At 64.2% G+C, this 26,250-nt stretch carries 25 protein-coding genes; 8 read left to right on the forward strand and 17 right to left on the reverse strand.

Features of this window, described 5'->3' with window-relative positions:
• Positions 1-73: 73 nt before the first annotated feature.
• On the forward strand, positions 74-1,345 hold the full coding sequence (locus tag ACX12L_RS15920) for an IS256 family transposase (protein ID WP_047350851.1): 1,272 nt from the start codon (positions 74-76) through the stop codon (positions 1,343-1,345).
• A 90-nt stretch (positions 1,346-1,435) separates the two neighbouring features.
• On the opposite strand, the gene merR is transcribed toward ACX12L_RS15920, so the two are convergent.
• Entirely contained in the window at positions 1,436-1,831 is a 396-nt protein-coding gene (gene merR, locus ACX12L_RS15925) for an Hg(II)-responsive transcriptional regulator (RefSeq protein ID WP_024540115.1), read from the reverse strand.
• Between the two features lie 74 nt (positions 1,832-1,905).
• On the opposite strand from merR, the gene ACX12L_RS15930 reads away from it, so the two are divergent.
• The 3 genes from ACX12L_RS15930 to ACX12L_RS15940 are packed head-to-tail and all read left to right on the forward strand — an operon-like array spanning position 1,906 to position 2,766.
• Positions 1,906-2,253, forward strand: a complete 348-nt coding sequence (locus ACX12L_RS15930; RefSeq protein ID WP_024540116.1) for a mercuric transporter MerT family protein — start codon at positions 1,906-1,908, stop codon at positions 2,251-2,253.
• 10 nt (positions 2,254-2,263) lie between these two features.
• A complete protein-coding gene (locus ACX12L_RS15935) occupies positions 2,264-2,542 on the forward strand; it encodes a heavy-metal-associated domain-containing protein (RefSeq protein WP_024540117.1) in 279 nt (92 codons plus the stop codon).
• A complete protein-coding gene (locus tag ACX12L_RS15940) occupies positions 2,539-2,766 on the forward strand; it encodes a GDCCVxC domain-containing (seleno)protein (RefSeq protein WP_084301301.1) in 228 nt (75 codons plus the stop codon). Before ACX12L_RS15935 ends, ACX12L_RS15940 begins: the two co-directional genes overlap by 4 nt.
• Before the next feature lie 204 nt (positions 2,767-2,970).
• Here ACX12L_RS15940 and ACX12L_RS15945 read toward each other — a convergent pair whose 3' ends face one another.
• The 11 genes from ACX12L_RS15945 to ACX12L_RS15995 form a co-directional block, all read right to left on the reverse strand.
• Positions 2,971-3,180 carry a hypothetical protein gene (locus ACX12L_RS15945; RefSeq protein ID WP_024540118.1) on the reverse strand — a complete coding sequence of 70 codons (210 nt, stop codon included), beginning with the start codon at positions 3,178-3,180 and terminating at the stop codon, positions 2,971-2,973.
• A gap of 63 nt (positions 3,181-3,243) precedes the next feature.
• The gene (locus ACX12L_RS15950; RefSeq protein ID WP_168727970.1) at positions 3,244-5,277 is read right to left on the reverse strand and encodes a ParB/RepB/Spo0J family partition protein; all 2,034 of its coding nucleotides are present in this window, start codon (positions 5,275-5,277) and stop codon (positions 3,244-3,246) included.
• Positions 5,278-5,341: 64 nt separating this feature from the next.
• Entirely contained in the window at positions 5,342-6,166 is an 825-nt protein-coding gene (locus ACX12L_RS15955) for a DUF932 domain-containing protein (protein ID WP_459263455.1), read from the reverse strand.
• Between the two features lie 742 nt (positions 6,167-6,908).
• Entirely contained in the window at positions 6,909-7,259 is a 351-nt protein-coding gene (locus ACX12L_RS15960; protein ID WP_459263456.1) for a DUF2958 domain-containing protein, read from the reverse strand.
• 410 nt (positions 7,260-7,669) lie between these two features.
• Positions 7,670-8,035, reverse strand: coding sequence for an ATPase (locus ACX12L_RS15965; protein ID WP_168727973.1), 366 nt, complete (start codon positions 8,033-8,035; stop codon positions 7,670-7,672).
• Positions 8,036-8,341: 306 nt separating this feature from the next.
• Positions 8,342-10,765, reverse strand: coding sequence for a S8 family peptidase (locus ACX12L_RS15970; RefSeq protein ID WP_217354758.1), 2,424 nt, complete (start codon positions 10,763-10,765; stop codon positions 8,342-8,344).
• A 64-nt stretch (positions 10,766-10,829) separates the two neighbouring features.
• Complete coding sequence (locus ACX12L_RS15975; protein ID WP_168727975.1) at positions 10,830-11,861, reverse strand: AAA family ATPase; 1,032 nt, start codon at positions 11,859-11,861, stop codon at positions 10,830-10,832.
• Entirely contained in the window at positions 11,854-12,171 is a 318-nt protein-coding gene (locus tag ACX12L_RS15980; protein WP_168727976.1) for a helix-turn-helix domain-containing protein, read from the reverse strand. The genes ACX12L_RS15975 and ACX12L_RS15980 overlap by 8 nt, the downstream gene beginning before the upstream one ends.
• A 157-nt stretch (positions 12,172-12,328) precedes the next feature.
• Positions 12,329-12,646, reverse strand: coding sequence for a helix-turn-helix domain-containing transcriptional regulator (locus ACX12L_RS15985; protein WP_168728183.1), 318 nt, complete (start codon positions 12,644-12,646; stop codon positions 12,329-12,331).
• Positions 12,627-12,971: a type II toxin-antitoxin system RelE/ParE family toxin gene (locus ACX12L_RS15990; protein ID WP_217354759.1), complete on the reverse strand. Its 345-nt coding sequence runs from the start codon at positions 12,969-12,971 to the stop codon at positions 12,627-12,629. The genes ACX12L_RS15985 and ACX12L_RS15990 overlap by 20 nt, the downstream gene beginning before the upstream one ends.
• A gap of 29 nt (positions 12,972-13,000) precedes the next feature.
• Positions 13,001-14,332 (reverse strand): tyrosine-type recombinase/integrase, encoded by a 1,332-nt coding sequence (locus tag ACX12L_RS15995; RefSeq protein ID WP_168727977.1) that lies wholly within the window; start codon positions 14,330-14,332, stop codon positions 13,001-13,003.
• A 530-nt stretch (positions 14,333-14,862) separates the two neighbouring features.
• On the opposite strand from ACX12L_RS15995, the gene ACX12L_RS16000 reads away from it, so the two are divergent.
• Positions 14,863-15,645, forward strand: a complete 783-nt coding sequence (locus tag ACX12L_RS16000) for an enoyl-CoA hydratase/isomerase family protein (protein WP_459263457.1) — start codon at positions 14,863-14,865, stop codon at positions 15,643-15,645.
• A gap of 142 nt (positions 15,646-15,787) precedes the next feature.
• Complete coding sequence (locus ACX12L_RS16005) at positions 15,788-16,381, forward strand: TetR/AcrR family transcriptional regulator C-terminal domain-containing protein (RefSeq protein WP_013519696.1); 594 nt, start codon at positions 15,788-15,790, stop codon at positions 16,379-16,381.
• A 43-nt stretch (positions 16,382-16,424) separates the two neighbouring features.
• Here ACX12L_RS16005 and ACX12L_RS16010 read toward each other — a convergent pair whose 3' ends face one another.
• From ACX12L_RS16010 to ACX12L_RS16030, 5 genes are read right to left on the reverse strand one after another with little or no spacing between them, the layout of a single operon-like run.
• A complete protein-coding gene (locus ACX12L_RS16010) occupies positions 16,425-17,954 on the reverse strand; it encodes a class I adenylate-forming enzyme family protein (RefSeq protein ID WP_459263458.1) in 1,530 nt (509 codons plus the stop codon).
• 50 nt (positions 17,955-18,004) lie between these two features.
• Entirely contained in the window at positions 18,005-18,964 is a 960-nt protein-coding gene (locus tag ACX12L_RS16015) for a hydroxymethylglutaryl-CoA lyase (protein ID WP_459263459.1), read from the reverse strand.
• Positions 18,965-18,979: 15 nt separating this feature from the next.
• Entirely contained in the window at positions 18,980-20,986 is a 2,007-nt protein-coding gene (locus ACX12L_RS16020) for an acetyl/propionyl/methylcrotonyl-CoA carboxylase subunit alpha (RefSeq protein WP_459263460.1), read from the reverse strand.
• Between the two features lie 8 nt (positions 20,987-20,994).
• Positions 20,995-22,602 (reverse strand): acyl-CoA carboxylase subunit beta, encoded by a 1,608-nt coding sequence (locus ACX12L_RS16025; RefSeq protein ID WP_459263461.1) that lies wholly within the window; start codon positions 22,600-22,602, stop codon positions 20,995-20,997.
• Positions 22,595-23,956, reverse strand: a complete 1,362-nt coding sequence (locus ACX12L_RS16030) for a phenylacetate--CoA ligase family protein (protein WP_459263462.1) — start codon at positions 23,954-23,956, stop codon at positions 22,595-22,597. The genes ACX12L_RS16025 and ACX12L_RS16030 overlap by 8 nt, the downstream gene beginning before the upstream one ends.
• A gap of 99 nt (positions 23,957-24,055) precedes the next feature.
• Between ACX12L_RS16030 and ACX12L_RS16035 the strand changes: the two genes are divergently transcribed.
• Together ACX12L_RS16035 and ACX12L_RS16040 are read left to right on the forward strand one after the other, a co-directional pair.
• Positions 24,056-24,841 carry an enoyl-CoA hydratase/isomerase family protein gene (locus ACX12L_RS16035; protein ID WP_459263463.1) on the forward strand — a complete coding sequence of 262 codons (786 nt, stop codon included), beginning with the start codon at positions 24,056-24,058 and terminating at the stop codon, positions 24,839-24,841.
• Between the two features lie 133 nt (positions 24,842-24,974).
• Entirely contained in the window at positions 24,975-26,195 is a 1,221-nt protein-coding gene (locus ACX12L_RS16040; RefSeq protein ID WP_459263464.1) for an ABC transporter substrate-binding protein, read from the forward strand.
• Positions 26,196-26,250 lie beyond the last annotated feature (55 nt).

The following is a 26,250-nucleotide window of genomic DNA, read 5'->3' on the forward strand; positions in this document are numbered from 1 at the left end:
GGTAAGCGAGCAGAAATCGAGAGCTTGTCAGAAATTTTGTATGTGAGGCATAGCATGTCGACAAGGAGCATGAATGCCACGCAAGACCAAACCCACCGCTTTGGCGGACCAGGCGGCACAGCCGCAATTTCACATCCCGGCCGAGCTGCTTGACCAGTTGGTGACCGGGCCCATGACGCCGGGCCAAGTCCAAGGGCTGTTCGATCAGTTCAAGAAGTCAATTCTTGAGAGGGCGCTGGGCGCCGAGATGAGTCATCACCTAGGCTATGCGCCCGGCCAAGCCAAGCCCACAGGCGGATCAGCCAACCACCGCAACGGCAAGAGCACCAAGACCGTACTGACCGATGTGGGGGCGCTGCGCATCGATGTCCCACGCGATCGCGAAGGCAGCTTCGAGCCGCAGCTCATTGGCAAGCACGAGCGGCGCTTTACGGGTTTCGACGACAAGATCATCGCCATGTACGCACGCGGCATGACGGTGCGCGAGATCCAGGGTTTCCTGGCTGAGATGTACTCGGTGGACGTCTCGCCCGAGCTCATCAGCCGTGTCACCGATGAGGTGATGGGCGAGGTCACGGCCTGGCAGACACGGCCGCTGGAGGCGATGTACCCGGTGGTGTTCTTCGATGCGCTGCGGGTCAAGATTCGCGAGGATGCGGTGGTGCGCTCCAAGGCCGTCTACCTGGCGCTGGGCGTACTGCCTGACGGCTCGCGCGACATCCTGGGAATCTGGATCGAGAACACCGAGGGGGCGAAGTTCTGGATGAAGGTCTTCAACGATCTGAAGACGCGCGGGGTGCAGGACATCCTGATTGCCGTCACCGACGGCCTCAAGGGCATGCCAGAGGCGCTGGGCGCAGTGTTCCCGGCGACGACGCTGCAGACCTGCATCGTGCACCTGATCCGGGGTGGCCTGGACTTTGCGTCATGGAAAGACCGCAAGGCGCTGGCCGCAGCCATCAAACCCATCTACACCGCGGTGAGCGCCGAGGCGGCCGAGGCCGAGTTGGATGCGTTTGCGGCCGGCCCCTGGGGGCAGCGGTTCCCGACCGTGGTCAGCGCCTGGCGCCGGGCCTGGGACAAGGTCATCCCGTTCTTCGCCTTCCCGCCCGAGGTGCGGCGCGTGATCTACACCACCAACGCCATCGAGAGCGTGAACGCACGGCTGCGCAAGATCATCAAAACGCGCGGCCACTTCCCCAGCGACGAGGCGGCCACCAAGCTGATCTGGCTGGCGCTGCGCAACATCACCGCGGACTGGGGGCGGGCGGCCAACCACTGGAAATCAGCGATGAACCAATTTGCGATCCTCTACGAGGACCGATTTACCAGATCGGGCCAGTAAGATCACCAAGCCGCCTCACGATTGAGTGACGGATTCAACAGCCTCACACACAGAAATCCTGACACTCCCGAAATCGAATCTTCGCGGGCTTCAGTCTGCTCCCAGAGCGTGGATGATTGGGCAGTTGCCCTTCATCGCACCCGCATCGCACTGGCGCAGCAGGGTCATGAGTGCCTTGCGCATCGCCGCCAAATCGGCCAGCTTGGTTTCAATAGCCTCCAGCTTGTGCGCAGCCAATTCATGCGTTTCGGCACAGGCATGGGCCTCATCGAGTTCGAGCAGGCCGACGATCTCTTCCAACGTGAAGCCCAATGCCTGCGCCCGCTTGATGAAACGCACGCGCTTGACCGTGGTGGCGTCGTAGCGGCGATATCCATGGGTCGGCTTGTCCGGCTCCGACATCAACCCACGCCGCTGGTAGTAGCGAATGGTCTCGACATTCACGCCGGCCTCGTCGGCCAGTCCTCCTATCGTCAGCTCGCTCATTGCTCGACCCCCTTGACTCCGTAGCATGGTACGGAGTTTAGATTGGTAAGTGTCGAAGACGTTCACGCTCGCCCATGCCCACCTTCAAGTTCAAGAATTCGCTCGCCGCCGGGGCGCTGGCTGCCATCGGCGCCTCGGTGTGCTGTGTGGTGCCGCTGGTACTGCTGATGATGGGCATCGGTGGCGCCTGGATCGCCAGTCTCACCGCGCTGGAGCCGCTGCGGCCTTGGTTCATTGCGGCGACAGTTTTGTTCTTGGGCTTGGCGTTTCGGCGTCTGTACTTTCAACAGCCGGTCTGCGAGCCCGGCACCACCTGCTCCCAATCGAGCGTTCTCAAACACCAGCGGCTGATCTTCTGGATCGTCGCGCTGGTGCTTCTCGCCTTGTTGTCGGTGCCCTGGCTGGCACCCTTGTTTCTCTGAAGGAGCCCTCATGCGTAAATCAGTCGCATCGCTGCTCGTGGCACTGTCGCCGTTCGCTGCCCTGGCCACAACGCCGCAGACGGCCACGCTCCATGTGCAGAACATGACCTGCGAGCTGTGCCCGATCACGGTGAAGAAGTCCCTGGAGCGATTGCCTGGCGTCAGCCAGATCAGGATCGACTTCGCCAAGAAGACGGCGACCATCACGTTCGATGCAGACCAGGCCCAGGTCTCGACACTCGTCAAGGCGACTACCGACGCGGGCTACCCTGCGACGGAGCGAAAATGACAACCGACACGCCCACACTGGAGTCGGTGCTGACCTGCCCGCACTGCGGCCATGCCAGGCATGAGACCATGCCGACCGATGCCTGCCAGTTCTTCTACGAGTGCGAGCAGTGCAATACGTTGCTGCGGCCGAAGGCGGGAGACTGCTGCGTTTTCTGCTCCTACGGATCGGTCAAGTGCCCGCCTGTGCAAATGCAGCGGGGGTGCTCAAGTTGCAACACATAATGGACGCCAGTTATATGGCAGCAATCTGACTGGTGCGCTGCATGGGCAGGCCGCTTGCGCATTTCAACGCCACCGCCCGAATCCTGCGAAAACGACGGCGTGGTGGTTGAGGCTGTTGGGCTTCGACACCGGGTGCGGCCGCTGCCGCGCCCGGATTTTTGAATCCACCGGCCCCAGCGTTTCGCGCTGGGGCCGGTGCTGGCGTCATTCCTTTGTTTCGATAATCCACCACACGGCACGCAGCAAGGCGCGGTCCGTGATGGGGTGAATGTCGGTGAGGTCGGCGCGGGCCGTCCAGCCCGAGGGCGGACGGTAGCCGCGCACGTCGCCATCGCCGTGCCAGCGGCGGGCGCGTACCGCGCCGGGAGCGTAGATCGCCGCCATGCGCGGGCGGCTGGTGGTGGTGCGGGTCATGGGCGGTTCTCCTTCCACGCGAAGCGCCCCGGTCGAAGCCGGGGCGCTCACTTTCGGCACGGGTCAAGCGGCCAAAACCTCGGCGGGTTCATCCGCCGCCACGGCCGCGCCGTCCTGCTCCGCATCCTGCGGGCCTTCCTCGGGCGCGTCTGTCGTCTTGAATATGGCAGGCATCCAGCCTGTACCGTTCACCAGCCGTTCGGCCTCGCTGGCAATGTCGGCCTTCTTGAGCTTCGCCAGCCGGTTGACACTCTCGGGTGCGAACTCGCCCACGGCTTGCAGAACCGCCGCCTTCGGAACGTGCTTGAAGTAGCCTTCGGCGGTGGGTTGCCACCATGCGGCCATATCGAGGCCCACGGCCTGCGCCAGTTCCGCGCCGGGCTGCCGCACCGTGGCACGCGGCGTCACCACGTCCACCGTCGAAGCCACGCACACGGCCAGCAGCTTGACCAGTTCGCCCTGTTCCATCACCAGCAGCGCGGCGAACAGTTCGATGCTGTCCTCGGGCAGCTTGCCGCCCCAAGCGCGCTGCAGTTCGCGCAGAGCCACGGCGGCAGGCGATTCCGGCCAGTCCGAAGCTATGCCTTCCAACCGGTCTTGCACCGTGAGGCGCACGCCCAGCGGCAGATCGTGGCCGTAATAACGACTCTGCAAGACGGTCTGCACCATGCCATGCACCAGCGCGACCAGCGCCACTTGCGGATGCCGTGCCACTTCGATTTGCAGCGCGGCGGTGCGGTGGGCGCTCAGGCGCTGGGCCAGCCGGCCGGAAATCGCTGCGGCCTTGGGTGCTTCGCCTTCCTCGCCTTCGTCATCGTTCGCGGCATCCGCGCCGCTGAAACCCTGGCGCAGTTTTTCCAGCGTCCGCAGCGCCTTCGCCTCGGCCTCACGCAGCAGCCCGCGATGAATCACGGCCTCGCCGTTGCGGTCGATGGTGACGATGGCACCGGCTGCGGCTCGCACGTTCACGGCATAGCCCAGCAAACCATCTTCCAGTGCCTGCAACTGCTGGCCCAGGCGCTCGCCGTCTTCCTGCAAGGCTTCGGCCTTGTCCTCGTCGTCGGCGTCCATCGCGGCATCGATGGCCTCGGCCACCTCCTGCATCTTGGCTTGCAGCTTCTCGATGCGCACGGCATCGCGCTTGCTCGGCGTGCGCCGCTCCCTCGGGGCGCGTTGAAAAGCTTGCAGGTCGGCATAGGGGGCGGCGGGCGCTGCATCCACCCATGCCCAGCCTTCGGCCTTCACCTCGGCGGCGATACCCGCCAGCTTGTCTTGCGCCAGCCGTTCCAGCAAGGCCGCATCGCTGAGGTACACGCCCGCATCGCCTTCCGCGAACAGATCGCGGCGAATCCCGCCGCCTGCGGTTTCGTAGCTGTCCAGCCCCACGAATCGCACCAGCGGATGCCGGTAAGCATCAATCTCGCGCTCGGTGAGGCGTTCGCGCAGCGCGGACGGACTGCGCTGCCACTGTGGCGCATCGTAGAACGCGGCGTCTTGTGAAGCATGATCGTCAGTGACGGCCAGCGCCATGAGCTGGTCGAGTGTGACGGCATCGGCCCGGTAATCGGCCATCAAGCGCGGCGAGACATTGGCTAGCTTCAATCGGCGCTGCACCACCAGCGGCGTGACGCTGAAATCCGCCGCAATGTCCTCGATGGGCCGGCCTTCGGCCACCAGCGCCGCGAAGGCTTCAAACTGGTCTGCGGGGTGCATGGCTTCGCGCTGGACGTTCTCGGTGAGGCTGGCCGTGCGGGCCGTGCCATCGGCCACTTGCAGGCAAGGCACCTCCCAATCCTTGGCGATGCGGTGTTTCTTCGCCAGCAGCTTCAACGCGGCCAGCCTGCGGCCACCGGCCACCACCTCGTAATGCTCGCCATCGGCGGCAGGAATCACGATCAGGTTTTGCAGCAGGCCCACACGCTGGATGCTTGCGGCCAGTTCGGGGATGGACATGCGCGGGGTCTTGCGCACGTTGCGGTCCGTGGGGCGCAGCGCCAGCCGCGACAGCGGCACCAGAATCAGGTTCTTGGTGGGATCGGCGGCTTCCAGCGTGGGGGCTTGGATGGCACGGGCTTCGGTTTGGGTGATGGCGTTCATGGTAACTCTCCAATCAAGTGAAACAAGGGAATGGAGGGGAGCCGCCCCTCCGGCGGGGGAACGGTCAGGCTTTGAGGGCGCGCATGCCATCGGCCAGCAGCCACAGGGCGCGGTTCAGGCGAATGTCGGACTCAAGGCCCTGCACGGGTCGGGTGGTCTGGCGACGTCCGTTGGCGCTGCGCCCGGACAGGCCGCCTTTGGTCAGGTTCTCTTGCGTGCGGTTGAACACGCTCCACAAGTCCGGGCGGCGGTCGTCGAAGCGGCGCGGCATCAGGATTTGCGATTCGGTGACCGGCGCCGGCTTGTCGGGGTCGTCGTACTTGAGGGTCAGCGCAGCGCGGGCGAATACTTCGGACTCGCCATCGTTCAAGGTGACGACGCGCATGGCATCGCGGGAATCGCGCACGCGATCAAACCCGCGCAAGACCTCGTAAGCGCCTTCGATGACGGAACCGGCCACGTCGCCTTTGTGCGGCACGCGCACGTCCGCCACGGTGTCGCCGCAGACAAGGCCATTGCTGCACACGAAGCGGAACATGCCGGCCAGCATCTGATAGCTGCTGGTGCCGTCATGGGAGTTCAGCAGCACGATTTCATTGGCTTCCGCGCCGTTGATCTGGCTGGCGTGGCGCAGGCGCAGCATGTGTTTCGTATGCTCGCGCTTGCCTTCATCGCGCACGCGGGTCTGTGTCGCCATGAAGGGTTGAAACCCCTCCTTGCGAAGCTCGGTCAGCACGGCGGCGGTGGGGATGTAGCTGTACCGCTCGGAACGGCTTTCGTGCGGCGCTTCCGCGAAGATGGACGGGGCCACACGGTGAATCTGGTCATCAGACAGCGGGGAATCGCTGCGCAGTACCGGGGAGTGGGAAGCGAAACGGGTTGCAAGCATGGTCTTTCTCCTGACAAAGTTGGCTGTTGAAAAAAACCGCATACCGGATTCCTAGATTCGGAGCCCAGCCTTTCGGCTGTTCGGTGCGGTCGGCACGAGGAACCCGGTTGGCCCTGTTGCCACCGTCTTTCCTGAGTTCATCGCCCGCGACGGTCAGGAGCGCGCGCCCGTGTGCCGTCAAGGAGATAAGCGCAGGGTTGGTGCGGCCCGCAGGCGCAGCCGAGGACACGGCCCTGCGCGCCTTGACGGCACACGGGCGCGGGCTACAGTCGCGGACAAGGTGATGAAGTCAGGGAAGACGGCTGGACATGGCAACGGCCGCCTTGATGTGCAGACCGCACGGCAAGCGAAGCGCGCAGGCCCGAAGCTGGAAGCCGGGCCGGAGGCGTCAGCCGAGCGGAGCGAAGGAACGATGGAAGCCCGACAGGGGCGAGACGCCGGAGGCGGCTCGATGCGCAGCACGACAGCGCGACCGGCCATCTCCTTGGGGGCCGGGGACGCCCAACCATCAAAGCCGAAGAAACCACAGGGTCAGGGCGAGCACACGCAAGGCATCGTGGATCTGCTGCGAATGGAATCTGGCCGATTCGGCGTAGCCGGGTCGGCGGTGCTCAGGGGCGCCAAGCCTGCGCGGCGGGGATAGCCCGTAGGGCTTTCCCCTGGAGAGCAAGCCGAAGGCGCGCAGGCATCGCGCCGCGTGGGCGCGATGCGAAGGGGCATCCCGCGACGCCCCAGGGCCGGGTCAGACGACGACCCGCCCGGCCAGCCGCGCATCGCGCGCATAGGCGCTCAACCGCTTCTCGGCGCGGAACGACAGGTCGCGCTCGATCGGCAGGCCCAGCCCGCCGCGCACCGTCGCCAGCTCGCCCAAACTGACCCAGCCGATTTCCGGCATCCCCAAGCCCAGGTCGCAAAGGCCGAAGGCGTGGTCGTGGTCGTCGGAATCAATCTCGGTCAGCAGCCAGGTCGCGCCGGCATCCGGCGTGAACAGCTTGACCACGGGTGCCGGATCGAAGTCCGGGCTCTCCAAGGATTCGCGGCCGTTGGCCAAAAGCACGACGCGCTGCTCGTCGGTGATGAGTGCGTTGTTCATGGTGAACTCCTGAAAGGTTGCCGGGCGGAATTGCCCGACCCTTCCGGGGCACGGTGCAGCGCAAGCAGTCAGGGGTCAACGACGGCCGCCAGGACGCAAGCGCCATCGGCGCGCAGCCCTTGACGGCGAGAACGCCGTGGCACGATGAAGGGAACAGCAAGCCGCCCATACCTCCAACCAGGGCACGCACCCATCCGATTCGGCGCAGCCGGTTCGGGGACTTCAGGGGCGCCAAGCGAAGCGCGACGGGGATAGCCTGCAGGGTTTTCCCCCGGAGGCAAGCGCAGCGCGCAGCGCCGTAGGCGCGAAGTCTTCGCACCAGGCGCAGCCGAAAAAAATCGCCGCCCCCGCAGGGACGACGCACCGAAGGCTGCGTGGCGCGATCAGCTCGCCGTCGGCGCCGTCATCGACTACAACTGGTCGATGACACCCGGCTCAACGAACACGCAAGCCTGCTCGTCCTCGACTGGCACGTTAAACACCTGCGCGAACGCCGTGCGCCGCAGATGGACCAGCCGGCCCGTCCGGTACGTCTGCTCAGGCTTCATGCGCCCACCGGCCTGCGAGCCGCTGCGCTGCGGATCGCATTCGACCAGTGCGACAAAGCCATCGTCGGATAGCTTTTGATGCTCGGAGCACAGGCCCCAGCCGGTCGCCGTGTGGCGCTCCATGCTCGCGCGCAGGCGCTTGTCCAACAGGATGGCGCCGGTATCGAACGCTGTGCCGCAAACGAGGCAAGCATGCTGTTCGAGGGAAACTTGTGATTGGTCGTTCATGACTGTTCTCCGGTTGCACGGGCGGAATTTGCCCGGAACCGTCGCGGTCACGGCGCAGTGCAGCAGTCAGGGGTCGCAGGCGGCCGCCAGGACGCAAGCGCCATCGGCGCGCAGCCCTTGCACGGCGAGCACGCCGTGATACGTTGAAGGGGCACAGCAAGACCGCCCCACGCCACCCACACGCCCCGTATCGGGCAAGCGCAGCGCGCAGCCGTAGGCGTCAGGGATCAAAGCCGGATGGCCGCGATTCGGCACGAAGCGCGGGGCGCAGCCCGTGAGCCTGACGGCGGCACGCCGGAACGCGCCTTATGTCCCCACGGCAACGGCGTTGGCCACAGGGATCTTCTGAGCCACGGCTGCGTAAAGGTCCACATCCGTCTGCGGCGTCTGGATCGAGACCACGAGGCTGTATCGCGCAGGCAAGGCATAGCGCTCCAGCGCAGGCCGTGTCCTCCACCACCCGGCGGACGGATAGACCGCGATGAATCCTCGGCTGGCCAAGTCGGCGGCTGTGCCTTTCCAGACATCCTGATGCAGCGAGCCACGGTGCCGCCGCTGGCCGCCCAGCAGCCAGTTCGGATCGGAAGGATTGACCGGGTCGCCATCGCCCTCGTCCTCACGCTGCGCAGCGGCATTCAGCCGCGCGATGAAGTGGTCGGTGGATGCATCCAGAGGGCGCTGCACATCGAAGCGCAGGCGATGCGAAGGGTAGTGGTACTTCGACGTGACACCCCGTGCCGATGGATTGGGCTCGATGAAATACGACAGCGTGACGCGCATTTCGACAGGCGTGTCCTGCAATGCCTCCAGCTCATCCTTCGGCCACGGCAAGGAATGCAGATTCATATCGCGCGTCACAACCTTGCCCGGAACCTTCGCATACGGATGCACCAAGTCTTCAACCACCAGGGTCAAGGAATCGCCCGCGCTCCACAGCGCGCGGTCCAGGTCTGGCGCTCCCCATCCGCAGTGGCGGATCAGGTTGACGTAGTGATCCTTGTTCGGCACCGCTGGCAAGAACATCCCGCGCATGGATTCGCTCCATTGCGCCGAATGCACCAACAACGCACGCACGGTCTCCGGTCGAAGATGAGGGTAGGCGGCCATGATCCGGGCCGCCATGCCCGCACACAGCGCCGATGCCGCGCTCGTGGCGTTGCTGGTTGTGAATAAGCGCTCCAGCGGCTGATTGTGGGTGGTCAACAGGCTAAGGCTGGTCATCCACGACGCGCCGCGATCATCCTTGGCCGCATTGCCACCTTCCAGCACCACATCAGGCTTCAGCGGCCACGCGCGATCCCAGGTTCGCGTCGTGGTGGTGAACGGACTGAGGCCACCCGCTTCGGCAATGGGATTCAAGGAGGGATGACCCTGTGTGTCGATCTTGTCGGTGCAAGCGCCCACGGTGATGGCGTTCCATGCCTGGCCGGGATCATGCACAAGATTGGTAGCTAGGCAGTCAGGATACGTGACCCAAGCATCGGCATCACGGTTGTTGCCGGCAGAGAGCACAAACAGACGCGGGTTCTCGCCCGCGCCATCCGCATCCGCCGCGAGGCCATCAACGGCAGCCGACCATGACGAAGGCCGACCCTGATCCCGATAGTCCGAAGCCGTCACGGCCGACGTGAACACGCGGGCGCGATCCGGAGCAGCAATTTCCGGACGCGCGACGCCTTCCATGACAAGGTAGGCATGGTGGCGCGCATCGCCCTCGTTGGCGCCTTCCGCCGGCACCAGCTTGACCGACTCCAGCCGATGCGGGACGCTGATCGCGTCTACAGAAGACAAGGCATCGGTCAGGTCGCCATAGGCGGCCAGGCCGGCCAGGCCCGTGCCGTGATCCGCCTGGTCATCCACGCCCCAAGCAGGCTCCACGGTATGCAGGTCGCCTGCATCCATCAAGGGCTCCAGCAACGGGTGCGCGCGGGCGACGCCCGAATCCAGCAGGCAGACCCGCGGCGCATCGTCCGCTGGCTGCAACTGGGCGCGCCGCAGCAGATCGTCCGCCCATTGGCGCTGCTCTCCCATATCCATGCCGTCGAAGAACTCGGCGGTCTCCTTGGCATAGCGAAGCTCGGCCACGCAGTTCAAGGTCATCACCGAACGCGAAAGCTGCTGCTGCGAGCCATACATCAGCAGCACAGTACGCTCAGGAAAGTTGACCTGCTTGTCGCTGACCACGCATTCCGCCAGTCGGGCGAGCTTCTTGAAATCCTCCACTACGGCCTGCCGCTGTCCCGCACCACGAACCGGAAGCCATACTTCCCACCAGAAGGCAGCGGCAGGATCGGCTGGCAGCAGCTCAAGCGCATCGGTCCACAACGCCCTGATTTCCGCCGCCCGGATGGATTCAATGGCGTCAAGCAACTTCCGATGGTCGAGCGCCTGCCCCTTGCTGCCCTTCTTCTCCGCCAGGTAGTCTGCAACGTATTGCTCGAAGTGTGCGAATCCTCCATCGGGAACGAAGACGTTGGCGAGCGTGCGGTTGCCTTCTTCGCGGACGCTCAGGAGTTCGATCTTCTTGGTCGCGTTCGCCAGACTCTCGAACGCCAGCGCAACATCCGGCTGGCTGGTGAACTGAATCTGTAGGCCCAGCCCGCTTTCCAGTTGCAATTCCTTCTGGACGCGCACGGCCTCAGCCGCTGCGGGCTTCAATTCCTCGATCTGCTCTTGAAGGGAGGCGCCATGCTGCTGCCTGGGCTGAGCCGGAATAGCCTTCTGCTTCACGGGCGTAGTCTTCGCCGTGAATCCAACTGCTCGCGATGTGTCTCGAAGAATGAAGTGTGGACGCTTAGCTTGCGGTTGATCCAGCATGGTTTGGCACAGCCTTCTTGTCGTTCATTCTGATGCTGAATTTCCGGCGTTCATCGAAGGCCCGCGTCAGCGCGGCCGACTCCACGCGGTCCTCGTCGTGCATCACCGCCTCCTTGATGGACTCGTCCACGGCGCGCCTGATTTCCGCGTAGCTCAACCCCTCCGCCTTCGCCGTGAGAGCCTTGAGGGGAAAGGGCTTGGGAGCGAACTTCCCGAGCCGCGCCTGCAGAAGCTTGGCGGCCTGCGGCCCGGTCGGCAGCCGGTACTCGATCACGTCGTCGAATCGACGGAAAAGCGCGTAATCGAGTATCTCCACATGGTTGGTCGCAGCGAGGATCAGGCTATGGGACTGGTCGCTCTCGATCATCTGCAGAAAGCTGTTCAGCACCCGCCGGATCTCGCCCACGTCGTTGGCGAGTCCTCGCTGCGAACCGATAGCATCGAACTCATCGAAGAAGTAAACGCCACGAACCTCGTTGATGGCGTCGAATATCTGGCGCAGCTTGGCTGCCGTTTCCCCCATGAACTTGGTAATCAGCGCATCGAGCCGCACGGAGAACAAGGGAATGCCAAGCTCGCCCGCCAGCACGGAGGCCGTCATCGTCTTGCCCGTGCCGGGCGGCCCCACCAGCAGCAGTTTGCGTCGCGGCGACAGGCCATGCTCGCGGATGCGTGAGTGGTGCTTCTGCTCCTTCAGTATGCGATCGAGCTGCTCGGCCACTTCCTCATCGAGCACCATGTCCGCCAGCCGATTCTTCGGATAGGCGACCGTCAGCAGGTTCGCCAGTTCGCCACGAGGACGCGCCAGCGGCACAAGATTTCCCGCCACATCAGCCGGGGAGACACGTGCCTTGGCCGCGTCGATCATGTCGCGCAGTTCCTGGGCGAGCTTGCCGTGGCCCACCTTGGCTTCGCGGGCAGCAACCTGCATGGCAACGGAATAGAAGTGTCGGTCATCCCGCTCGATATGGGATTTCACCAACGCCTTGAGTTGTTCGGCATTAGCCATAGTGGCCTCCCACCTGCGCTGTCATGTTGGCCGATGTTCCCAGCGATGCCAGCACAGACTGCATTAACTGATCGGCGACGTGCTCGTCGATGGCACCCAGTTCGTTCTGCTCGGCCGCCAGCACGAACAGCAGCCCGACAGGCACATGCAATGCCTCGGCAATCTTCGTGACCGTCGAAAGTGTCGGATCGCGCTTGTTGTTTTCAAGCATAGAGAGATACGACACAGAACAATTGGCCCGGTTCGCAATCACACTTTGCGATGCTCCCCGCCGTATCCGGCACAGTCGAATGGCTTGGCCTACATTCATGGCGGCAGTTTCTTCACGGTTTGCGTCGAGCGGAAATCCGAGGAAATTTTACCATCAGTGAACTCGCTCCCCTGTATGGAGGGCACGAAGGAACGGCGATTGCTTCTGGATTCTCGTATCAGTGATACGAGAATCAGCGGGTGTTCCCCACGGAGGGTTAAGCCGCCCGCGCGGACGGCGATGAAGCCAGCGGCTGCACCGCCAAGCGCAGACCCATCACCTTGAGGATGGCGGTTAGGCTGTTCAAGGCGGGATTGCCCTTCGGCGACAGCGTGCGGTAAAGCTGTGTCGGGTTCAGGTGCGCCTGTTCGGCCACCGTCTGCACACCACCGACCGCCTGCGCGAGCTGGCGCAGTACGGTCATCAGTTCGGCTTGGTCGCCATCGGCCAGGATGCCGTTGATGACTTCGAGTGCGAGCGCCGGATCGCTGCGGTACAGCTCGGCCATCGCTTCGTCATGGGGTCTGCTTCTCATCATCCAATCTCCGTTGCCAGTCCTGCCAGTAGCCCACCGCTCGGTCTATGTCCGCATCCTGCGTGCGCTTGTCTCCACCACACAGCAGCAGCACCAGCCGCTGGCCCGCCTGGCCGTAATACACCCGGTAGCCCGGCCCCACATCGATGCGCAGTTCCCACACGCCCTCGCGGCAGAACTTGTGGTCGCCGAAGTTGCCCTGCTCGATACGAGCCACGCGCCGGATGACCGCCACCTTGACCTGCATGTCCCGCAAGCGTCGCAGCCAGTCGGTGTAGTGATCCTTTTGTCCGTCGGCCGTCAGGTAGTGCTCGATTCGATACATGGCTATTTTCGTCTATAAACGAATGAAAATCAAGCTCCCGATTTGGGTGTTGTCGATGCCCGCTTCGTGCCGGGAGGCACGGCGCGGGTCGGCGCCTTCCGATGCCGGTACGGCCGATAGTTCCCAAAGCTCGTGGGCGTAGCTCCCCTGCCCGTCGCCTCCTGCGCTGTGTTGGGAGTGACAACGGCGCTACCGATAGTTTCTTGGCGCCGAGCGGCCACCTTCTCCGCTGCTGCCCGAACAGGATCATCTTCCGTGTGGACGTACCGCATGAACATCGAGACCGTCTTGTGCGCAGTCAGCGCCATGCCGACCTTCAGAGGTATGCCGGAATTCGCGATGTCCGTGGCAGCACGGTGGCGAATGCCATGCGTACCGACGTGAGGCACCTTCGCACGCTGCAGGATTCGCCGCCAGGAGTTGTAGTAGGTCCCAGTGGGCAGCGGAAGGTTGGGGTCATAGATGCTGGGACACACGTAGGGCGAATCTTCGATGCGCTCGGCGTTGGAAAGCAGCCGGTGCGCGACCTCGCTCATCGGTTTGGAAATGCAACCGGTCTTGCTGTCCGGCCAGGTCACACGGCGGTTCTCGAAATCGATCCAGGCCCATTCAAGCGTCAGGATTTCCGACATACGCGCCGAGAATTCGAACTGGAGGCGAATCCCCAGCGTCAGCGTGGGGTGTTCCAGCCCCTCGGCATCCGCACGGTTCAAGTAGGCATAGAGACGCGTCAGTTCCTTGTCGGTGATGAACCTCGTCTCACCGCTCTCTGGGTACTTCGGAACATGGCGGCACGGATTGGAACCATCTGGCCGGTAGCCCCAAACCTCAGCCATGTTGAGCATCTTGCTCAAACAGGACAGAGTCCGATTGGCCGTGGAGGGAATCTTGGCCATGTCCCGCATCACCTCCGCCACATCCATCCGGGTCAGTTCCGGCACTTTGACCCTGCCCAGTTTGGGCACGATGTACCGATTGATGTGCTCTTGGTAGGTCGCCACCGTACTGGGCTTGTTGCGTGTCTTGGAGTACTCCTCAATGAACTGCGCACACAGTCCCTTGACCGTCGGAGCCTGGCGTGCCGCCTGCTTGGCTGTACTGGGGTCGCTGCCCTTGCGCACATCGGCCATCCAGTCCTGCGCGATCGAGCGCGCTTGCTCGACGGTCAGTTCACCGAACCGGCCGATCCTCGGCTTGCGCCGTTCGCCCGAATTCGTTCGGTAGTGCAACATGAAGATCTTGCGGCCCGAAGCCGTGACCTTGCACAGGAACCCGGGGACAATCGTGTCCCTCAGTTCATAGTCCTTGTTGCTGGGTTGCGCCGTATCGACGACGGATTTGGTGAGCTTGGTGACTGTCATGAAATCTCCTTCCTTGAGCTCCAACGCAGGAGCCCGCCAAGGACCACGACAACGGAAACTCAGCCGTTTTTGGTCTGGTCAAGGCGTAAGGTTAGGCGTGATCCGATTTCAAGAAAACCAATCACAGCAAGTACTTGCGAACTCCAGCGCAGTCAAATCCTAGTCCTGATCCTCGCCCTCAAAATCCCCCGCCGCAAGGCGTGCCGGTTCGATTCCGGCCCCGGGCACCACATATAAGGCCGCACAGTTCCAAGAACGTGCGGCCTTTTCTTTTTCAACCGCCGAAGAATGGCGGACATGAAGAAGAGCAGATTCAGCGGAGAACCGGTCATCGGGTTTCACGCATGTCGCGCCCTGGCAGGGCTGGCTGCACGCGGCCTTCGCCATCGACATGCTCTCGCGGCGCATCGTCGGCCGGAAGGTTGGCACCTGGATGCGAACGGGCTTCGTGCCCGGAGCCCTGGAGCAGGCCCTGCATGCCATCCGCCATTAATCGTACGGATGTCCGTTATTCTATGTATCATGGCCACATGCAACTGGTCATTGATACCCGCCTGCCCGGCGGCGTCCGGCGCATTACGCTGAATCGCCCCGAAGCCAAGAATGCGTTCGACGCCGAGATGATGCAAGCCATCTCCCAGAGCTTCAGAGACGCCGCCAAGGACCCCGAAACACGGGTCGTGGTGCTCGGCGGCGCAGGCCGTCACTTCTGCGCGGGCGGCGACATCGAGTGGATGAAGGAAACCCTGGCGGCTTCGCAGGTGGTGAAGCGCGAGCGGGCACAGGCCGTCTCGGACATGCTTGGATCGGTGCATGCCCTGCCCCAGCCTCTTGTAGCTGAAGTCAGGGGAGCCGCCATGGGAGGCGGCTTCGGCCTGGTGTGCTGTGCTGATTTCGTCGTTGCAGACAGTCGGGCGAAGTTTGCACTGAGCGAAACGAGGCTAGGGATCGTGCCCGCCGCCATTTCGCCGTATGTGGTTGCCGCACTCGGTGTGCGCCGGGCCAACCGCCTCGCGTTGGCAGGAACGCTGATCGACGCGCAAGAGGCGAAGGAACTGGGCCTGGCCACTCATGTGGCGGCTCCCGGCGGCACAGCGGAAGCCGTGGATTCGTTGCTGCATGAGCTGCTGTGCTCCGCCACCGGCGCACAACGGCTGACCAAGGTACTCTTTCGCCAGATGGCTTCTCCGGTACCCGACGAGCGCAGCGCAGCGCTGGCAGTCGAGGCCCTTGTCGACGCATGGAACCAGAAGGAAGCCATCGCCGGACTTGATGCCTTCCTCAACAAGGCAGCGCCCCCGTGGCGCGCCTGACATACGCGTGTGCGGCTACCCGCCGGGCCGCTATCCGGCTTCAGTAACATTGGGCTCATGACGAGTACCAAATTCTGTTTCTTCGGTCCGCAATGGTTTGCACACGAGGTCCACAGGGCCCCATCCATGGAGGACCGCGGACATGGCTAGACCTGCCGGCGTAAGCGGTGCCGATACAAAGCAGGCCATTCGTGCGGCGGCCATACAGCGCATCTATCGTCATGGCTATGAGGCGATGAACCTGCGCGGCCTCGCGGCGGATGTCGGGCTGCGCGTGGGCTCACTGCACAACTACATCCCGCAGAAGCAGGAGTTCCTCGCCAACCTGCTCGACGAAATCATGACCGAGTTGCTGGCCGACTTCGAGACGCATATGGCCGGTGTCTCGGATCCGCAGGAGGCACTACGGCAGTTCGTGAGCTTTCATGTGCAATGGCACACGGCCCGTAAGGAAGAGGTGTTCATCGGCAACATGGAACTGCGCAGTCTCGCGCCAGAGCAATATGCGCGCGTGGCAGCCAAGCGCAAGCAGTATGAGAAGCACCTGACGGCGATCCTGAGCAAAGGCAAGAAGCTCGGCGTGTGGACCATCGAGAACCCGGGCATCACGGCCAAGGCCATCCTGGCACTGCTGACCGGCGTGAGCAACTGGTACCGGCCGGACGGCAGCCTTTCCCAGCCCCGCCTGACGAAGCTCTACCAGCTGATGGTGGAGCGCATGCTGCGCAACCCCTGACCGGCTCCTCGGCGCTGCGGCCGCATTGCCGGGCGGCCATTGCTCAGCCGCGCAGCAATGCCTCGACCTGGCGCTTCTGGATCTTCCCGGTACTGTTGCGGGGAAACGCTGCAGCAGAGATCACGCGGAACTCCTTGGGGACCTTGTAGCCCGCCAGGTGTTCCCGGCAGTGCGCCTGCAGAAAGTCGAGCGGGCGCGATTCATCCTTGAGGGCGATGAAGGCCACCGGCACTTCGCCCCAGCGATCGTCGCTTCTGCGCACCACGGCCGCCTCGATCACGTCGGGGTGGGCCAGCAGGATGCGCTCGATCTCGGCGGGATAGACGTTTTCGCCCCCGGTCTTGATCAAGTATTTGCTGCGATCCACGAAATCGAGCGACCCATCGGCATGGCGCACGAACACGTCGCCCAGATGGAACCAGCCGTCGGCTAGCTCTGCGCTTTCGATGCGGCCATTGCTCCAGTAACCCGAGAACAGGCCAGGACCACGCACGAGCATGTTGCCGGGCGTGCCGATCGGCACGTCCTGGTTGTCGTCGTCCACCAGCCGCACATGGCACCAGCTGGACTCGCGCTTCGACAGGCTCTCGGGCACCTGCCCGGCTTTCAGCAGCGCGCCCGAGGCCGGGGCCAGCCCCGTTTCGGTGGAGCCGAAACTGTTGAGGTACGGAGCACCCACCAGCGAGGTGAGTTCGGCGATCTGCTGACGCGGCACAAGATCGGCCATCGCGCCCACCATGCCCATGCTTGGCGCAAGGAAGGGCGATGCCGACTTCAGCGCATCGATCAGGGGTTCAATGACCCCAGGCATGGCCATCAGCCAGCCGATGCGCTCCCGCTCGAGCGTCTTGCAGATCTCCGGCGCCGAAAAGCCATCCTGCACGATCACGTGGCCGCCCAGCATGAGTGTGGCCAGCGAATGGTCCGTGGCGGCCATGTGGAAGAAAGGCGACCATGCGATGAATCCGTCCTCGGACCCGATCCCGTACTCGCAGGCATAGGCCATGGCGCGCGCAATGCTGGCCCGCTGACTGATCACGGCACCCTTGGGAAGACCCGTCGTTCCACTCGTGTAGAGGATCAGGAAGCCATCTTCGGGATGCACTTCGGGCCTGAGGAAATCGCGATCCTCCGACGCCCGCATGGACTCTTCAGAAGCATCCGGCGAATCCAGGTCAATCACCCGGGCAACGCCGTGCTCCAGGGTGTCGAGCTGCTCCCGGTAACGGGCGGACACGATGACGACGGCCGGCTCGACGAGTCGAAGGCAGTGCAACTGCTCTGCGCCCTGAAGACGCCAATTCAGGCAGGCGATCATCACACCCAGCCTTGCTGCCGCAAGCTGCAACTCCAGATACTCGGTCCGGTTCTCGGACCATACGGCCATCCGCTGCCCACGCCGCAATCCACACGCCTGCAGGAACGCCGCCCAGCGCCGCACCCGGGCTTCCAGCTCGCGGTAACTCAAAGTCCGGTCCGCATGGCTGAGTGCCGGCTTGTCGGGGTGCATCTGCACGCGCTTGAGGAACAGATCCGTCAAACACAGCTGGGAAGCTGCGGCCGTGGCATTCATGGGAGACTCCTGCATGCGGAATGGGACTGGGTCGGGGTGAGGGACAAGGCTCAGCGGCTGCGCGTCGGGAACGCCTTGAGGCTGCCGCTGTGCATGACGCGGCCATCCAGGCGCCGCCCGATGATGCGCTCGGCCAGCCTTGCGGCCTCGATGAGGCATTCCAGATCGATCCCGGTCTCCAGCCCCATTTCGTTGCACATGAAGACCAAGTCTTCCGTACAGATGTTGCCTGCGGCGCCTCCGTGCGCATGGCCGCTGAAGGGGCACCCGCCGAGTCCCGCCACGGAGGCGTCGAACAGATCGACACCCGCCTGCAGCCCCGCCAGTGCGTTGGCCATTCCGGTTCCACGGGTATCGTGCAGATGCAGGCCGATGCGGGCATGGGGGAAGAAGCGCCGTGCAAGCTCGACCCGCTCGGACACCGACCGCGGGTTGGCCCAGCCAACCGTATCCGCGAGGTACACCTCGTCCAGCCGGATCCGATGCTCGTCCTGCAACGATGCCATGTCGGCCAGCACCTCCTTGAGCCGCTCCTGCGGGATCGCGCCTTCGAAGTTGCAGCCGAAGGCCGTCAGTACGTAGGCCTTGCGAACCTGTACGCCACGCGCGGCGTAGCGCTCCACCCAGCGCCGCTGGTCCTGCGCCTGCGCCTGCGCCGATACGCCATTGTTGAGCCGGCAGAAGGCATCCGAGGTGTAGAAGTACAGCACCCCTTCAAGGTCCACTTCCGGCACGGCCACCGCGCGCTCGAATCCCTTTTCGTTCAGCCAGAGCCCCGTATAGCGCACACCGGGCTGCTTGCGGATGGCACGGAAGAGCTCAGGCGCGTCCGCCATCTGAGGCACTTTCATCGGATTTACAAAGGACGCGACCTGTATCTGAGGCAATCCGGCTTGCGCGAGCGCCTCCACCAGACTGGCACGGTCGGCAATGCTGAAACCGGGCTTTTCGATCTGGAAGCCCTCGCGCGGGCCTTCTTCGTGGATTTCGATGCGTATGGGCAAACTCATGGGAACACTCCTTCTTCAAGCCTCGTCCGCGATGCGGAACAGTTCCTGATTCCGCTCCACCTTGCCGCCCACGCTGCAGCCGACCCAGCGGACCACGCCGTCGATAGCCGCCACGACAGGCATTTCCATCTTCATCGACTCGAGCGTCGCAAGACGGTCGCCAGCCGCGACCCTCTGGCCCGCCTCCACATGGATCGCGACCATCAGGCCCATCATCGGCGCGACTGCGACGCCTGAATGATCCGCGCCCCCGCCCCCCTGCGCAGCGTGCAAGGGCTTGATGTCCAGCGCCAACTGGGCGTCCTCGAGATCGGCCCAAGCGCGCCCGGCCTGGCACCGCGCAGACATGCGCATCGTCCGGCGGCCCAGCGTCACCAGCCAGCTTCCATCGGCCAGCGGCTGCCCAACTCCGACGTCGAACAAGTCATCGTCGATGCGAACAGGCCACAGGCCATCGGGCCGGGTCGCGCCGAAGCCCACCTGCCAGCGCCCCGACGGCGTCGAGACGTCGTAGCGCGGCGTGATCGAGAGCGTGCCCGCCTTGCCCGCCGGATCGCGCCGCATGCGCCAGCCGGTGAACGCCGCATCGCCCCACGCGCCCGATGCAGCACTGGCGCGATGCACCGCATGGCGCCAGACAGCCATCAGCGCGGCGACATGCCCAGCGGACTCGCGCGACTTCGCATGCGCGGCGAGCCATTCGTCGATGGTCTCGGTGTCGACGGTGTTGGCCGCCACCTGCGGCATGCCGAGCAGGCTGATCAGGAACGCGCGGTTGCTCGTCACGCCCAGCACCGTGGTCTGCTGAAGCGCTTCGCGCAGCCGTTTCAGCGCACGTTCCCGCGTGCTGTCGTGCGCGATCAGTTTGGCAATCATCGGGTCGTAATGCGGGCTGATCTCGCAACCCGCGATGACGCCGTTATCGGCCCGCACGCCCAACCCGACGCTGAATGACTCGATCCGCCCGGTGGAGGGCAAAAAACCCTGCGCCGCGTCTTCTGCGTACAACCGGGCCTGCACGGCATGGCCGCAAGGCGCAGGCACCTGCGCCTGCTCCACTGCCAGCCGGCGATCGGCGATCGTGCGCACCTGCAGCTCAACCAGGTCGAAGCCAAGCACGCTCTCCGTCACCGGATGCTCGACCTGCAGCCGGGGGTTGACCTCCAGGAAGACGGCGGCGTCCTGCGTGACGGCGAACTCGACCGTGCCGAGGCCCAGGTACCTGGCGGCCTCGCCCAGCGCTACAGAGTGCGCCCACAGCTGCCGCCTCAGTTCGTCGGAGATGCTGCAGACCGGCGCCTCCTCGATCACCTTCTGGTGGCGGCGCTGCAGCGAGCACTCGCGGTCGTAGAGGTGCACCACATTGCCGGCTCCGTCGCCCAGGATCTGAACTTCGACATGGCGCGGCTTGTTCAGGTAGCGCTCGACGATCACCCGCCCGTCGCCAAACGAGGAGCGGCCTTCACGGATGGCCGCCTCGACGGCTCCGCGCGCAGCCTCGATGCTGCGGATCACACGCATGCCCTTTCCGCCGCCCCCGGCAACCGCCTTCACCACGCAGGGCAAGGGCAGATCGCTGATGGCGCTCATCACCCGCTCGACTTCCTCCGTCGCATTGGTCAGCCCGCCGGCGGTAGGAATGCCCAGCCGCTGCGCGGCCAGCTTGGCCGCCGACTTGTCGCCGAAGAGTTCGAGCGTTTCAGGCGTGGGACCGATGAAGGTGATGCCGAATTCGGCGCAACGCCGCGCAAGCAGCGGGTTCTCCGACAGGAAGCCGAAGCCCGGGTGAATGGCATCGGCGCCCACGGCCTGCGCGGCCTTCAGCACGGCATCGATATCGAGGTAGCTCTGCCGCGCCGGCCCGTCTCCGATCCATACCGATTCGCCGATCTCCTGGACATGCAGGGCATTGGCGTCGGCGGTGGAGTGCACGGTGGCCACTGCGACGCCCATGCGCCGAAGGGTGCGGGCGATGCGGCAGGCGATTTCGCCGCGATTGGCAATCAAGACTTTGCTGAACATCTTCGTCCTCACATGCGAAACACACCGAACTGCGTGCTCTCGGCTGGCACTCTGGCTGCCAGGTCGAGCAGCAGCGTCAGGGTGTCGCGGGTCTCCACCGGGTCCAGAATGCCGTCGACCCACAGATGCCGCGCGAAATTGCGGGCCGCGGCAAAGCTTTCATACTGCTGCCGGATCGGTGCCTTGAAAGCCTCCTCTTCCTCGGCACTCCAGTCCACTCCCTTCGCCTGCAGGTTCTGCCTCTTGACCATCGCCAGCGTGGTGGCCGCCTGCTCGGGCCCCATGATGGCCGCACGCCCGTTGGGCCACATGAACATGGCATTGGGCCGGAACGCTCGTCCACACATGGCGAGGTTGCCCGCACCGTAGGAGCCGCCGGTGATGACGGTGAACTTCGGCACCTTGGCCGAACTCATCGCGGTGATGAACCGTGCGCCGGCCTTGGCAATACCGCCCTGTTCAGCCTCCACACCGACCATGAAGCCGGCGACGTCCGCAAGAAAAAGCAAGGGAATGTTCCGCTTGCAGCACAGGTCGATGAAGTGGGTGGCCTTGACGGCGCTCTCGGTGAAGAGCACGCCATCGTTCGCCAGCACGCCGACCTGCCATCCGCCGATGCGCGCGAAGCCGGTGATCAGCGTCGGCCCGAACTCGGCCTTGAATTCGGTCAACTCGCCGCCATCCAGCAGGCAGCGCAGCACTTCGCGCGTGGGCGTCGGCTTCTTCGGATTGGCGCTCACCAGTTCATAGATGTCGGTCGCGGGGCGTGCCGGCCCCTGCGCAGGTATACGGTCACGCAAGGGAGAGGGCATCGGCGGCAACTCGCCCACGAGCCGGCGCGCAATGGCCATGGCCTGGCCGTCGTTCTCGGCGATGTGATCGGTCACGCCGCTGACGCGGCTGTGCATCTCGGCACCGCCCAGACGTTCGGCGTCGATCACCTCGCCCGTTGCCGCCTGAACCAGTTGCGGGCCGCCAAGGAACATGAATCCCTTGCCGCGAACGATCACGATCTCATCGCACAGCGACGGAATGTAGGCTCCGCCTGCCGTGCAGGCACCCAGCACCACGGCAATCTGCGCGATACCCTGCGCGGACATTTCGACCTGGTTGCGGAAGATGCTTCCGAACAGGCCGTCGTCGGGAAAGATATTGGCCTGGTCCGGCAAGAAGGCACCGCCGCTGTCCACCAGCGTGATGCAGGGCAGCCGGTGCTGCAGTGCGAACTGCTGTGCGCGAACATGCTTGCGGCACGTCATGCCGAAGTAAGTCCCGCCTTTCACCGTGGGGTCATTGGCAATCACCATGCATGCGCGCTGCTGAATCAGCCCGACGCCGGTGACGATGCCGGCGCCCGGAGCCACGCCGTCGTACATGCCTTCGCCAGCCAGCTCGGCAAGCTCCACGAACGGAGAGCCCTCGTCCAGCAGCAGGTCGATGCGTTCGCGCACCAGCAGGCGGTTGCGCTCGTGATGTTTCTTGCGCGCGCTTTCGCTGCCGCCGAGCCAGGCACGCTGGCGCGCCTCGGCAAGATCCTCGATCAGCAGGCGATAGGCCTGGGCATTCACGTCACTGTCCTTGGTTTCCACAGCTTGCTCCGATCCACTCTCAGCCATTGATGTCCGGCATTTGCCGCAGCGTCAGCGCGACCTTCTGCGCGCCGGGTGCCGCGAAGAAGCCGTGGCGCACCATGTGCACCTCGGCCTTGACCGACAGCGCATTGCGCACGCGCACCTCGACCTGGCGCGCCGTCTGGGCATCGGCTTCGGCACCTTGCCCCGATGCACGCTCGACCAGCAGCTTGAGGTTGCCCTGGGTCGTATGCCCCTCGAAGTCCGCGAGCACCCGCACCGCACCACCGACCAGAGGCGCCATCGCCGAAACGATGTCCTGCACGGCCGACGGGAAGATGTTGACCCCGCGGACGATCAGCATGTCGTCGGTGCGCCCGAAGCAGCGAATCGCCGGCGTGGTGCGTCCGCCGGGACCGCCCATGGCGGTGACCGTGACGTGGTCGCCCGAACGGAAGCGCAGGACGGGCGAAGCCTGGCGCTGCAACGAGGTATAGACCAGTTCTCCCGTCGCCCCTTCGGTCCAGGGCAGCGGCGCCAGGCTTTCAGGGTCCACCAGTTCGACCAGAATGTGATCGGGGGCGACGAAGTACATCCCCTTCTGATCATCCGACTCCGCCCAGTAGACGCATCCGAGATCGGTACCGCCCATCAGTTCGCAGCAGGTAGCACCCCACGCTTCCTCGAGCGCGGCTCGGATGGCCGGGTTGCCGCCGCCAGGCTCGCCACCAACGATCAGACGCTCGACCCCGAGCTCGCTGGCCGTCAGGCCCACCACGTCCTTGGCAATGCCGGCCAGATAAAGAAGGAAGTTGGGCGTGCCGACAATGCAGCGCGGCCGTGCATCACGCGCCGCGATCAGCAGCCGGTCCGCCCCGCCATCGGCGCCGATGGGGATGTCGATGGCGCCAACCTGTGTCACGCCCTGGTAGATGGGAATGCCGCCGACAAAGCCCTTGCTCATCGAGAAGGCGTGAAGCACCAGGTCATGCGGGCGCACGCCACAGGCAAACAAGCCGCGCGCGGTGACCTCCGACCAGGCTGCCCGGTCGGAACGGGTGAGGCCGACGTAGGCCGGACTGCCCGTCGTGCCCGACGAAGCCTGGATCTGAACGATTTCGGACATGGGCGCCGCCCGGTGCAGGCCCAGCAAAGGCGCTGCAGCGAGGCTCTCGCGCAGTTCCTGCTTGTAAGTGAAGGGCACGCGGGCCATGTCCGCCAGAGTCAGAACCGAAGCGAGATCGACGCCGGCCGCCTGCATCTTGGCCTGATAGAAATCGGAATGATCGACGAGGTACTTCAACTGCTGCCGGAGCAGCACTTCCTGGCCGCGCTGCAGGACATCCCAGGGCTGAGTCTCGATCGCGCTGAACGAGATGGTTTCGGGGTTAGCACTCATGGTTGCTCTCTCATGATTGATCACAATACGGTCGTCCGTCCGTTTATGCTAGCATGCCTACGAATGACTCTCAAGGCAAACAGCCAAAGGAATTCCCCCATGCAAGACTCCATCGAGATCACGAGGCCTGCCCCCGGTGTCGGGCTTCTGACGATTTCGCGTCCTGAGAAACACAACGCCATCGATCCGGCGACCGACCGCAAGATGGCGCAGGCCTTTGCCGAGCTCGACGCAGACGCAGGCGTGCGCTGCATCGTGGTAACGGGCGCAGGCAACCGGGCCTTCTGCGCAGGAGCCGACATTCCCGAATTGCTTCCCCACCTCAAGCGCAACATGGCGGCCCAGCGCGACGACCCGCAGTTCTGCGGCATCACCCATCGCATTGCGACGTCCAAGCCCATTCTGGCTGCGATCAACGGTGTGGCGTTGGGCGGCGGCCTGGAGATCGCCTTGGCCTGCGACATGCGCATCGCCTCGAGCAGCGCCCGCTTCGGTCTGCCTGAGATCAAGGTCGGTGTGCTGGCAGGGGGCGGAGGTTGCACCCGCCTGCCGAGAACCATTCCGGTCGCCCTGGCTGCAGAGATGATCCTCACTGGCGAGCCCATTGGCGCGACGCGTGCGCTGGAGGCAGGGCTGATCAGCCAGATCACGGAGCCCGACGCACTGATTCCCCGCGCACTGGAAATCGCCGCCGCCGTGGCGAGCCGGGCGCCCAAATCGGTGCGCGCCAGCACGGCACTGCTCCGCCGCGCGCGCTATGACGAACTCCAGGACGCATTGGCCGACGAACGCCGGGCGTTCGCCGACGTTCTGTTGTCGCACGACGCCGACGAAGGCATCCGCGCGTTCGCCGAGAAGCGCGCACCTCGTTATGAAGACGGCTGACCGGCTCCACTCCCCTGTTTGCCTGAGCGTATAGGTCCACGACGCCGACGGCACATGCACCATCGTCTTTCGAGGCGACGCGCAAATTTCCCGATTCTTTTTTTGATCCGCTCTAACCGAAGGAGACTCAACGATGAAGCAAAAGATGATCTGCGCGGCACTGGCCGCGGTTGGCATGCTGAGCCTGAGCACCGTCCAGGCCCAGATATCGGACAACGTGATCCGCATCGGAGTCATGAACGACATGTCCGGTCCGTTCTCCGAAATTGCCGGACCAGGCTCGGTCGTGGCCGCAAAGATGGCCGCAGAGGATTTTCTCAGGGCCAGCAAATCGGGCCTCAAGGTAGAAGTGGTTTCGGCCAACCACCAGAACAAGCCCGACGTGGGTGCGGTCACCGCGCGCAAGTGGTTCGACACCGACGGCGTCGACATGATCGTCGACGTGCCCGTTTCGTCGGTCGCCCTGGCCGTCAACCAGGTCGCACGTGAAAAAGGCAAGGCCTACATCAACACGGGCGCCGGCAGCCCCGATCTCACTGGCAAGGACTGCTCGCCAACCACCGTGCACTGGCTCTTCGACACCTGGATGCTGGCCCACAGTACCGGGCGCGCGGTGGTCAAGAGCGGTGGCGACACGTGGTTCTTCCTGACCGCCGACTATGCGTTCGGCCACGCGCTCGAGCGCGACACCGCCAACGTGGTGAAGGCTTCGGGCGGCAAGGTGATCGGGAGCGTCAAGGCACCGATGAACACGCCGGACTTCTCGTCCTTCCTGCTGCAGGCGCAAGCGTCGAAAGCCAAGGTCATTGGCCTGGCCAACGCGGGCGGCGACACCATCAACGCGGTCAAGCAAGCCGCAGAGTTTGGAATCGTGAAGGGCGGGCAGCGGCTGGCCGGCCTGTTGATCTTTCTTCCCGACGTACATAGCCTGGGGCTGCAACGAGCGCAGGGCCTGAACATCGCAGAATCCTTCTACTGGGACCTGAACGACGAGACGCGTGCCTGGACCGCCCGCTTTGCTCCGCTGAACGGCGGAAAGTACCCGAGTGCGGACCACGCAGCCGTCTATTCCTCCGTGCTGCACTACCTGAAGTCGGTCGAAGCTGTCAAGACCGACGATGGGGCCAAGGTGGTTGCCAAAATGAAGGAACTGCCGACCGACGATCCGCTCTTCGGCAAGGGCAAGGTCCGGGAGGATGGGCGCAAAACCCACCCGGTCCATCTGTTCGAAGTAAAGAAGCCCAGCGAGTCAACAGGCCCCTATGACTACTACAAGAAGCTGGTGAGCATTCCGGCCGAGGAAGCCTTCCGCCCTATGGCCGAAGGAGGTTGCCCGCTCGTCGCCAAGAAGTGAGGTACGCCGGGAGGACATGCACTTCTTCCCGGCCCTCTGGAGCCTTTTTCGCAAT

The sequence above is a fragment of the Alicycliphilus sp. T452 genome (assembly GCF_054512775.1).